The organism is Amycolatopsis circi (genome assembly GCF_003385235.1).
GTDB lineage: Bacteria > Actinomycetota > Actinomycetes > Mycobacteriales > Pseudonocardiaceae > Amycolatopsis > Amycolatopsis circi.
On record NZ_PQIA01000117.1, the window covers coordinates 20,232 to 31,063 of the forward strand.

At 67.7% G+C, this 10,832-nt stretch carries 7 protein-coding genes; 2 read left to right on the plus strand and 5 right to left on the minus strand.

Annotated features, from left to right (window positions below; all coding sequences use genetic code 11):
• Window positions 1-8 precede the first annotated feature (8 nt).
• The 5 genes from D0D37_RS35450 to D0D37_RS35470 form a co-directional block, all read right to left on the minus strand.
• The gene (locus tag D0D37_RS35450) at window positions 9-1,010 is read right to left on the minus strand and encodes a MurR/RpiR family transcriptional regulator (RefSeq protein ID WP_167493619.1); all 1,002 of its coding nucleotides are present in this window, start codon (window positions 1,008-1,010) and stop codon (window positions 9-11) included.
• A 211-nt stretch (window positions 1,011-1,221) separates the two neighbouring features.
• Complete coding sequence (locus D0D37_RS35455; protein WP_116204950.1) at window positions 1,222-2,976, minus strand: serine hydrolase domain-containing protein; 1,755 nt, start codon at window positions 2,974-2,976, stop codon at window positions 1,222-1,224.
• Window positions 2,977-2,987: 11 nt separating this feature from the next.
• Window positions 2,988-4,283, minus strand: a complete 1,296-nt coding sequence (locus D0D37_RS35460; protein WP_116204951.1) for an exo-beta-N-acetylmuramidase NamZ family protein — start codon at window positions 4,281-4,283, stop codon at window positions 2,988-2,990.
• On the minus strand, window positions 4,280-6,082 hold the full coding sequence (locus tag D0D37_RS35465) for a glycoside hydrolase family 3 protein (protein ID WP_162834624.1): 1,803 nt from the start codon (window positions 6,080-6,082) through the stop codon (window positions 4,280-4,282). The genes D0D37_RS35460 and D0D37_RS35465 overlap by 4 nt, the downstream gene beginning before the upstream one ends.
• Window positions 6,083-6,826: 744 nt before the next feature.
• Window positions 6,827-7,648: an HAD family hydrolase gene (locus D0D37_RS35470; protein WP_116204952.1), complete on the minus strand. Its 822-nt coding sequence runs from the start codon at window positions 7,646-7,648 to the stop codon at window positions 6,827-6,829.
• Window positions 7,649-8,338: 690 nt separating this feature from the next.
• On the opposite strand from D0D37_RS35470, the gene ssd reads away from it, so the two are divergent.
• Together ssd and D0D37_RS35480 are read left to right on the plus strand one after the other, a co-directional pair.
• A complete protein-coding gene (ssd, locus tag D0D37_RS35475; protein WP_116204953.1) occupies window positions 8,339-9,397 on the plus strand; it encodes a septum site-determining protein Ssd in 1,059 nt (352 codons plus the stop codon).
• Complete coding sequence (locus tag D0D37_RS35480; RefSeq protein ID WP_116204954.1) at window positions 9,398-10,540, plus strand: TadA family conjugal transfer-associated ATPase; 1,143 nt, start codon at window positions 9,398-9,400, stop codon at window positions 10,538-10,540.
• Window positions 10,541-10,832 lie beyond the last annotated feature (292 nt).

Sequence of the window (10,832 nt, forward strand, 5' to 3'; positions counted from 1 at the left end):
TTCTTGGTTCACTTGCCGGTTTCCCGCGGACGACGACGACCGTCGGGTCTGACCCCGAGCCGGTGCGAGCCGACCGCGTCCCTCGTGGCGTCCAACGCGTTGACCGATGCCTCCATGTGCCGCTGAGCGACGCCGATGAACAGGCAGTCGATCACGGTCAGCTGGGCGATCCGGCTCGCTGTCGCGCCGGACCGGAAGGTCGTTTCGCGGGCCGCCGTGGTGAGCACGTGGTCGGAGACCTCGGTGATCGGCGAGCGCGGGAAGTTCGTGACCGCGACGGTCACCGCGCCGTGCTCGCGCGCGACCCGCAGTGCCTCGACGGTGTCCGTGGTCGCGCCGGTGTGCGAGACGCCGATCGCGACGTCGCCCGGCTTCAGCACGGCGGCCGAGGTGAGCATGATGTGCGTGTCCGACCAAGCGAAGCAGACGCGGCCGATCCGGTGCAGCTTCTGCTGCAGGTCAGCGGCGACGAAAGCGCTTGCGCCCACGCCGTACACGTCGACCCGGCCGGCTTCGGCGACGAGGTCGATGACGCTCTGCAGCGAGGCGACATCGAGCTGGTCGGCGGTCTCTTCGACGGCGCGCGCGTCGGCGAAGCTGACCTTGCCGATGACGGACGCCAGGTCGTCGCCAGGACCGATCTCGCCGCCGAGGTTGCGCGAGCTGCGCGCCTCGGTGCGGGCGGTGTCCGCGGCGAGCGCGATGCGCAGCTGCGGGTAGCCGCCGACCCCGACGGCCTTGCAGAAGCGCGTCACCGTGGTCTCGGAGGTGTTCGCGGACAGCGCCACCTCGGTGATGCTGCGCCGCGCGACGGAGGCCGGGTCTTCGAGGACGACCTGCGCGACCCGCTGCTCGGCGCGGGCGAGCCCGGGCAGCAGCGAGCGGATGCGGACCAACGGGCTCGCATCCGCATCACGCGCCGTCGCCTGACCTGCGAAGTGCTCGGACGGTGCGCTGCTGACTACGGAATCGGTATCTTCCGCCGTCGGAAAGTTACTAACCGTTGGCATTTGTGACAAGGCTACCCACATCCTTCGGCAGAACCACAACCCGCCCGTGTCTGCGGACTTCGGTTTGCGATTAATCGTTATCAAGAAAGTCGCCAACCGGGTCTGCCGCGTTAACGAGTCAAAGCTAACGACTTGGCAACTAAGTGTGTCTAGCGAAGGAGTCTTGTTCCACTGAGTGGGGGCGCGCAGGTCGCAATGCGCGGCTGGAGGGCTACCGAGCGCTCAATTCCCATCCGGAAGAGGCCAGTTCCGAGGGATTCTGCTCACCATCGAGAACGACCTGGCCGCGTTGGGTGACTTTCACACTATCGAGGGAAACTCCCCGTCCCGTGTAATTCGGGTCGGTGCTGTAACGCCACCGGAGCGAGGTAGCGGCGGAAGCAGGCACCTCCGCCGACACCCGCCACCAGGAGCGGTGCCCGTGCCCGGAGAGCGAAGTCACCGCGTCGGCGGGTGCACCCCGGCCACGGGCCTGCAGTGGAACAGGTTGCCAATTAACCCCGTCGGTGCTCGATTCGAGCTGTAACGGGTCGCTTGAGCCCTCTGTGTCGACGAAAGCAGCGAAAGACACCCGCAGTGACGCACCCGCTGGAAGCGGTTGTGTGCTGAGAGTAGCGACACTGTTGTTTCCGAGGCTCGCGTACCAAGCGTCGGGGCCTTCGACCGGCCGTACCGCCATCGCCTTGGCGAGCGAGGTCGCCCAGACCTGCCGGGCGGGGTTGATGGAACCCCAGGTGCGCGTGGGGTGCACGCGGTTGGTGAGCAACAGCGCGAACGACCGGGATTCCGGGTCGATGACCAGCGTGGTGCCGGTGAAGCCGGTGTGGCCCGCGCTGATCGGCGACGCCAGCGCGCCCATGTACCAAGGCTGGTCCAGCTCGAAGCCGAGCCCGTGCTCGTCGCCGGGGAAGCGCTGGTTGTAGTTCGTGAGCATCTTCGTGACGGTGTCCGGCCGCAGGATCCGGTGCCCGCGGTAGCTGCCGCCGTTGAGGATGGTCTGGGAGAGCACGGCCATGTCGCTCGCCGTGGAGAACACGCCAGCGTGTCCGGCGACGCCGCCGAGCGACCAGGCGTTCTCGTCGTGCACCTGTCCGCGCACGAGCCCGCGCGGCGGAGTCGTCTCGTACTCGGTCGCGGCGACCCGGTTGAGCTTCGACGCGGGCGGGTTGTAGCCGGTGTCGACCATGCCGAGCGGCGCGGTGATGCGGTCGTGCACCACCTGGTCCAACGGCTTGCCAGACAGCTTCTCGATCAGGAAGCCGAGGGTGAGCATGTTGAGGTCGGAGTACAGGTAGGTGCTGCCCGGCGCGTTCTTGAGCGGGCTGTCGAGCACCGCTTTGCGCCGCGACGGGATGTCCGGGTAGCCGGCCCAGAGCGACGGTGACGGGTCGGCGTCGAAGCCGGAGGTGTGCGTGAGCAGCTGCAGCACGGTGACGTCCTGCTTGCCGTTGACGCCGAACTCCGGCAGATAGCGCACGACGGGCGCGTTGACATCCAGCTTGCCCTGCTCGGACAGCTGCAGCGCGGCGATCGAGGTGAAGAGCTTCGAGATCGACGCCATGTCGAAGATGGTGTCGTTGCGCATCGGAACCTGCTGGTCCGGCGGCAATTCGGTGCCCTTGGCGTCGGCGTACCGGAGCGCGCCGCCGACGGCGTAGCGGTCCACGACCACGCCGTCGTGCGCGAGCAGGCCGACCGCGCCGGAGAAGTGCGGATGCCCGCTGGCGTCCGGCCGCGTCCAGCTCTTCAGGAACTGTTCTGCGTCGCGGATCGGCTGCGGATCGAGGTTGACCTCGCGCGGGCTGCCGTCGCGCAGCGTCGTGCTCGCCGGAGCGAACCCGTGCTGCGGACGGTCGAAGCGTCCGGCGAAGCCGCCGTGTCGGTTGTTGATCGTCGCTGCTCCCGCGGTCGTCGTGGCCGCGACCAGTACGGCCAACGTCGCGACGAGCACTTTCCTAGCACGCATGGCCGCTCTCCTCAGCGATAGATCAGGTAGGGGCGGCGTCTGCGGGCGAAGTCGGCGAGTTCGGCGCGCCACGCGCCGGTGATCTCGTCGACCCCGGCGCCGGCGTCGACCATGGTGCGCAGCCGCGCGGATCCGGACAGCTTGTCGATCATGTGATCCGGCCGCCAGCCGAATTTGTCGGGCGCGACGCGTTTGGCCGTCACGAACATCGAGACGGTGGTGCTGATCGCGTCGAAGGCCCGCGGATCGGTGACGGTGACCTGTACGCCGCCGCAAGGCTGGTTCACGAACTTGCCGAAGGTGGGCACGAAGTAGATCTCGCGGAACGCTGAGCCCGGCAGGCGGAGCTTCTCGAGTTCCTCGCGCCAGTGCCAGTCGAGGCCGGGCGCGCCGATGATTTCGAACGGCCGGGTGGTGCCGCGTCCTTCGGAGAACACGGTGCCTTCGAACATGCCGGTGCCCGGGTACACGAGCGCTGTGTCCGGTGTCGGCATGTTCGGGCTTGGCAGGACCCAACGGAGACCGCTGTCGGCGAAGAAGCTGTCGCGTCGCCAGCCGCGTACCTGGACGACTTCGAGCTTCGCCAGCTTCACGCCTTCGCCGGGCAGGAACTCCGCGGCGAAGAACCGCGCCAGCTCGCCGACAGTCATGCCGTGTTGCTGTGCGATCGGTTTCAGCCCGACGCCGGACGAGAACTTCGGGTCGAGCACTGGGCCGGACAGTCGTCCGCCGATGGGGTTTGGCCGGTCTAGGACGACGAAGGCCGCGTTGACCTTCGCTGCGGCGACCATCGCCGTGTACAGCGACCAGATGTAGGTGTAGAAGCGCGCGCCGACGTCTGCGATGTCGAAGACGACAGTGTCCAGTCCGGCTTTCTGGAACAGCGAAGCGAGCTTCGTCGCGTCAGCGCCGTACGCGTCGTACACGGGGATTCCGGTGCGCGGGTCGGTGTAGTCGCCTTCGGAGCCACCGGCTTGCGCGCTGCCGCGAAAGCCGTGCTCTGGCCCGAAGGCCGCGACGGGACGTACGCCCGCCGCGACCATCGAGTCGACAATGTGGTCGCCGTTGGCGAGCACGCCCGTCGGGTTGGACAAGACACCGAGCTTCCGGCCAGCGAGCGGACGCCAGCCCTGCGCGGCGAGCTGTTCGGCACCGGTGAGGACGCGGTGTTCCAGCTCGGTTTGTGCGGCTTCCGGGGTCGTTTGTGCCGCCTCCGCCTGTGCCGCTTGTGCCGCCGCCGAGCCGCCCGCGAGTACCGGGACGGCGAGCGCCGGAACGGCCAGGAAATTCCTGCGGTTGAGACTCACCAGGTCAACCCGTGTCCGAAGGGGTATTTGACGGTGTGCACGTCCGCCCCGGCCGGGACGTCGACCGGCAGCTTCCCGCTGGGCTTCGTCTCGCCGAGCACGACCTTGGCCAGCGCTTCGAGCGACGGCGTGATGTAGCCGTAGGTCGCGAGCCAGGTCGGCACAGGGTTCGCGTACCCGGCGTCGTACGGGATCTGCGCGGCTACCGCGACCACCGGCTTGCCGGTGTCCATCAGCGCCTGGAGAAGCTTGCCCTGCAAGGGGAATCCGCCGAGGTTGTTGGTCAGCACCACGACGACGTCGTTCTGCTTCGCGGCCTCGGCGGCCTCGGCGATCTGCGCGTCGGTCGGCGTTTGCCCGGTGGCCAGCGCGGTCGCCTTCGTGCCGTGCGCGGTGAAGCGGGCGGCAAGCGTTTGCGTCGTGGTCGCGCCCCAGCCGGTGACCAACGCGGTCGACGGCTTCTGCTTGAGCGGCAGCACTCCGGCGTCGTTGGCGATCGCGGTGATCGAACGGTCGGCGATGCCCTGCGCGGTCGCCAGGTGTTCCGGCGTGCCGACCTTCTTCATGACCTGCGAAGGGTTGTCGAACGGCGCGTACAGGATTCCGCGCTTCAGCTTGAGCTTCAGCACGCGCAGGACGCTCTGGTCGATTCGCTGCATCGGCAGGTCGCCGGACTTCACCGCGGCGATGACCGCATTGATCGCGACGTCCAGGTGCACCGGCATGAGCAGCTGGTCCACGCCCGCTTTCAAGGCGAGGACCGGGATTTCGGCGTCGCTGTGCATCTCCCGCACGCCCTGCATCTCGAGCGAGTCGGTGATCACGACGCCGTTGTAGCCGAGCTCGCCGCGCAGCTTGCCGGTGATGATCGGCTTCGACAGCGTCGCCGGCTCGCCGGACGGGTCGAGGCTCGGGAACTGGATGTGCGCGCTCATGATCGAGTCGATGCCCGCGGCGATCGCGGCCTTGAACGGCGGCACGTCGATCGCCCGCCACTCCGCCTCGGTGCGATTGATCTTCGGCAATCCGGTGTGGCTGTCGGTCGCCGCGTCGCCGTGGCCGGGGAAGTGCTTCGCGGTGGACGAGACGGTCTGGCTCGCCGGCCCGGATTGCTGGTAGCCCTTGACCTCCGCGGTCACGAAACTGCTGGCCAGGTCGGGCCTTCCGGAGAACGACCGGACGCCGATCACCGGGTTGGCCGGGTTGGAGTTGACGTCCGCGTCCGGGGCGTAGTCCTGGTTGATGCCGACCGCGCGAAGCTCGTGGCCGAGGATCGTGGCGGCCTTGGTCGCGGCGTCGGTGTCGCGACCGGCGGCGATGGCCATCGAGTTCGGGAACTCGGTGGCCGGCGCGCCCATCCGCGTGACCGTGCCGCCCTCCTGGTCGGTGCCGATCTGCAGCGGGATGTGCGCGCCGCTGGCGATCGCGGCGCGCTGCAGGCCGTTGGACAGCTTCGCGACCTGCGTGGGGCTCTCGAAGTTGTCGCGGCTGGTGTTGTGGAAGTAGATGACGCCGCCGAGGTGGTACTTCTGCACCGCCTGCGCGGCGGTGTCGACGCCGAAGTCGGTCTGGTTCTTCGGGTTGACCTCGTCAGCTGACTTGCCGTTCACCCACGTGACGAACAGCTGCCCCACTTTCTCTTCCAGGCTCATGCCGCGCAACGCCCGCGCCGCGGCGGCGTCGAGCTGCGCCGCCTGCTGCTGGGGTGTCTGCTGCTGTTGTTTCGGCGCCGCGAACGCCGAGGAACTCAACCCCCCGACGGCGAGCACCCCCGCAAGGGGAACGGCGAACACCTGCATCCTCCGCGTGCGCGCGAGTCGGTTCGTCACGAATTGCCTCCCAGTGTCGCGTGCCGCCGCGGGTGCGGACGCGAGTCGTGAAGCGTCCACCGGGCAGCACCGGTATCGGGAAGCTACTCACCGCGATACGGGGTTGTCCATCGGCCGAGCGCAGGAACGGGAGGGTTCACCTGGGAGGACGGCGCCCGGTGCCGGTCCGGGTGCGCGGATTTCTTCGAGCCTGGCTCGGTCCGCTGCGCTTTCCCCGGACATGCTGTGCCGATCGTTACTACTCCGACCACAGCCACGGCCTAATGACTTCGCTGCAACGGTTACGTGCCGCCTCAGGGGGCGGCCTACTTTTGGTCGGACTAGTAACACTGGCGGCGCCCGTCAGCCGAGGCCAACGGGCGCCGCCAGTCAGCGCGAACATCTCGGGCGACCAAGCGTGCAACTCTGGTCGTACCTTCATGGACTCGGCGTCCGGCGTCCCGGTACGCAGTCCCTAGACGACGAGCCTCCCGCGGCGTGCTGCGCGTGGGTACCCGGAGTCCGCGCACGGAGGTTGTCCGGGGTGACAGAGGCTTCTCTTCTACCTCTGTCCTGGCCGAATCAACGTCCGCACCTACTTTCTACGCCGTGAGCGCGGTCACTTCAAGTGCGCGTACGGGTGCACCGGTACAGAGGCTCGATCCGGTGACAGCACCACCCTGAGCAACGGACCTAGCTGCGGACACCGGAGTTTTGGTACCGCCACGCGGGTGCTCAGTCGCCGGTGCCGCGAGACCGGCGCCGTCGGCTGAGGCTGTACCAGGTCGCGCCCGCCGCGACAGCGCCCACGCCGAGCGCGACCATCCCCGCCGACTTGGCCGGGATCCGCGTGCGCAACGACATCGGCCGCTCGAACGCGAGGACCGGCCAGCCGTGTTCGTCGGCGGTGCGGCGCAGCAGCTTGTCCGGATTCACCGCGTGCGGGTGACCCACCACCTCCAGCAGGGGGATGTCGGTGCTGGAATCGGTGTAGGCGAAGCAGTCGGCCAGGTCGTAGCCGTGCGTGGCGGCTTGCTGCTTCGCGGCGACGGCTTTGTTCTCGCCGTAGCAATAGAAATCGACCTCGCCGGAGTAGCGGCCCGCGAGGATCTCCATGCGAGTGGCGACGCACCGGGTCGCGCCGAGCATCTCGGCGACCGGTGCGGCGACCTCCTCGCCGGTCGCGGAAAGCACGATCACGTCGTGTCCGTCGGCGAGGTGCTGCGCGATGAGGTCGGTCGCCTCCGCGTAGACGAGCGGATCGACCACGTCGTGCAAGGTTTCGCGCACGATCGCGGAAACCTGCGCGACATCCCAGCCCGCGCACAGCGCGGAAACCTCGGCGCGCATCCGCTCGGTCTTGTCCGCGTCCGCGCCGGCGAGCGAGAAAACCAGTTGCGCGTAAGCACTTCGCAGCGCGGCGCGGCGGTTGATCAGTCCTTCGCGCAGCAACGGCTTGCTGAACGCGAGCGCGCTGGACGACGCGATGATCGTCTTGTCGAGATCGAAGAAGGCGGCTACGCGCCGGGGTGCTTCTTCGCTGCGGGGTTCGGCCACGTGATCAGGATAGGCGTACCGCGCCCGGTTGTTGGCAGCACACCGGTCGTGGCGGCGGCCGGAAAATCGATGACATCGCCTCGCTTACGGCCTCGGGTGCCGTTATCGAATCGTATGTGTCACTCACACAGCCAACTCATAGCTAACGGAGTTACAGTGAACAGACCCGGTCGTGAACCGGGCTGGTTCAGTCCGACCCCCCGGGGCTGAACCCCTGGCGGCCCTCGTCCCTCCCCCCTGGCGAGGGCCGCCTTCTATTCTCCCGGTTTCCGCGTCGGCGAACAATTTTCAGGTCTTCCCGGAAACCGTTGCACAGTCTGCGGTTTTGCCCCTGACCTGCGCAGTTGCGGTCGTTCACCACGCGCCTAACGAGCAAGATCAATTAACCGCTCGCTTACCTTTCCGGTGTTTTCTCCGGCCGTGCCGGCCGTTACTCGTCGCGTGCGGCAAATTTACTTCTTTTCACTTGATTTTCCGGAGGTTCTCCGCAGCAATCGTTTTCTCAGCCGAATGCGCGGGGTCGCGCATTGTCCGGTGCGGGCGGACACTCCGGCGGTTCTGGATCGATTTCGCCCCTCCGGTTGTCCACAACCCCCGGGTTATCCACAGGACGGAAAAACGGGCATTGCCGGATGCCCCGGCGGCGAGCGACGGTGGAAGTCCGGCCCACGAGACCCAGGGGAGGGGCACATGGCCACCGCACAACCGCTCGTCGTCTCCGGCGAGGGCACCGTGTTCGAAGAGATCCGCCGCGTCGCCGCCGTAGTCGGCTGCGAGTTCGACCACGCACCAGACCTGACCGCCGCCCGCGGACGATGGATGCGCGCTCCGCTTGTAGTGGTGGACGAGGACATTGCTGTCGACAGCCCGCCAATGCCAGCCCGCGACAGCGTCGTCCTCGTCTGCAAAGGCGCACCCGGCTTGGAAACCTGGCGACGCGCAGCCGCGCTCGGCGCTCGCCGCGTCTTCAGCCTGCCGGACGACGAAGCGGGTCTGACTGGCGCGTTCGCAGATGTCACCGACGCACCAGCCGAATCCCCAGGCCCAGTAGTAGCTTTCGTAGGCGGCCGAGGCGGTTCGGGTACCTCTGTGCTGGCCGCCGCAGTCGCTGTCGAAGCCGCCCGCACCGGCTCCGCGCTATTAGTCGACGGCGACCCCCTAGGCGGCGGATTGGACCTCCCGCTAGGGCTGGAACACACAAAAGGCCTGCGGTGGCCGGAAGTTCGGCTCTCCGGCCGAGTCTCCGTCCCCTCTCTAATCGCTTCGCTCCCGAGCCGCGGCAAGCTCCCCGTGCTGTCCTGCGGCCGTTCCGGCGACGGTCCGACCCCGCGAGCCCTGTCGGCGGTGGTCGCCGCAGGCAGCCGCGCCGGTCGCACCGTTGTCTGCGATTTACCCCGCCATTTCGACGAGGGCACTGTCGCCGTAGCTTCCGTCGCCGACCTAGTCGTGCTGGTGGTTCCTGTGGAATTCCGCGCCTGCATGGCAGCGAAACAGGTCCTGAACTACCTGCGCCCGCATACCGAACGTTTCGCAGTCGTAGCAAGCGGACACCTCATCGACGGCGTCCCAGCTTCGCAAACCGCAGGCATGCTGGGTCCGCCCTTGATCGCCGCCGTAGCCCCAGAACGCCGAGTGGCCACCACTTTGGAATCCGGCGAGTTCGAGCTGCCCCCGAAGGGCGCACTGGTCACCGCCGCCCGCGCCGTACTGGCGAACCTGCGGCCCCTTCCCATCGCACAGGCGGCATAGATGGCTACCGACTTAGTTGAACGCGTCCGCCACCGCCTGGCCGGCGAAAGCCGCGGCACCGACCCGATCGCCCTAGCCGAAGCCGTCCGCGCAGAAGCGGGAGGTGCCCTAAGCCACGACGCAGTGTTAGCCGCCGTCCGCCAAGCCCGAGACGAGTTCGTAGGCGCAGGCCCGTTAGCTCCGCTGCTGGAGGACGACACCGTCACCGATGTCTTGGTAACCGCCCCCGACCAGGTATGGACCGACGGTCCCGCTGGCCTCACTCGTACAACAATCCGCTTCCCCGATGAGGACGCCGTCCGCCGCCTAGCGCAACGTCTGGCCCTAGCCGCAGGCCGCCGCCTAGACGACGCCCAGCCCTACGTAGACGGCTGGCTCCCCGTCCGCCAAGGCCGAATCCGCGTCCACGCCGTACTGCCGCCCATCGCCGCCAACGGCACCTGCCTGTCCCTACGCGTCCTGCGCCCGGTGACCCACGACCTAGCCGCCCTGCACGCACACGGCTCCATCGACACAACCGCCTTGAGCATTCTCCAAGCAATCCTCAAGCACCGCCTAGCCTTCTTGATCACCGGCGGCACCGGTGCCGGAAAGACGACTCTCCTGAGTGCGTTGCTAGGCGCGGTGGCCCCGGCCGAACGAATCGTCTGCGTAGAAGACGCCGGCGAACTACGGCCGACTCATCCCCAGTTCGTCAGCCTCGTCGCCCGCCCCGCCAACGTAGAAGGCGCCGGTGCTGTAGAACTCCCAGAGCTGGTCCGCCAAGCCCTGCGAATGCGCCCAGACCGCCTGGTCGTCGGAGAAGTCCGCGGTGCCGAAGTGTGCTCCCTGCTGAACGCCATGAACACCGGCCACGACGGCGGTGCCTGCACCCTGCACGCGAACTCTCCCGCAGAAGCCCCCGCACGTCTAGAAGCGTTAGCAGCCCTAGGCGGCCTCCCTCGAGATGCCTTACACAGCCAGCTATCCGCAGCAGTCCGCGTAATCCTCCACATGCGCCGAACAACCACCGGCCGCCGCCTGACGGAAGTCGCAGTACTCCAGCGCTACCACGGAGAAGTAAAAACCCACGCGGTCTGGCGAGACGGCCACTGGACGAGCCGTCGCTCTCTCTTCGCCGCCTTGACTACGCCCGGCGACTAGCTTCCCTCGCAGCCGCCGCCTGTACATGTGCGGTCAGGCCCGCGCTTGCCCCACGCAGCCAATCGCCAGTCGACCTTTGTCCCCCAACTGATCTCGCGCATGCCCGGTGCGCACCCAGTCGCGCTCCCCAACTCCGTCCCCGAAGCAATGACTCCCGCAACCGCCGCCACCCAACCGCCCAGCATCGAGGTGACCCCCGTTGATCTCCGCCTGGCCGTTCCTCTGCGCAGGCACCGGAATCCTGTGCTGGCCCACCACCCCCAGCCGACTCCTTCCGGCACCCCGCCTCCAC

Coding starts and splice junctions, on each gene's coding strand:
- D0D37_RS35450 (WP_167493619.1), bottom strand. CDS start 1,010: ATGCCAACGGTTAGTAACTTTCCGACGGCGGAAGATACCGATTCCGTA.
- D0D37_RS35455 (WP_116204950.1), bottom strand. CDS start 2,976: ATGCGTGCTAGGAAAGTGCTCGTCGCGACGTTGGCCGTACTGGTCGCG.
- D0D37_RS35465 (WP_162834624.1), bottom strand. CDS start 6,082: ATGCAGGTGTTCGCCGTTCCCCTTGCGGGGGTGCTCGCCGTCGGGGGG.
- ssd (WP_116204953.1), top strand. CDS start 8,339: ATGGCCACCGCACAACCGCTCGTCGTCTCCGGCGAGGGCACCGTGTTC.
- D0D37_RS35480 (WP_116204954.1), top strand. CDS start 9,398: ATGGCTACCGACTTAGTTGAACGCGTCCGCCACCGCCTGGCCGGCGAA.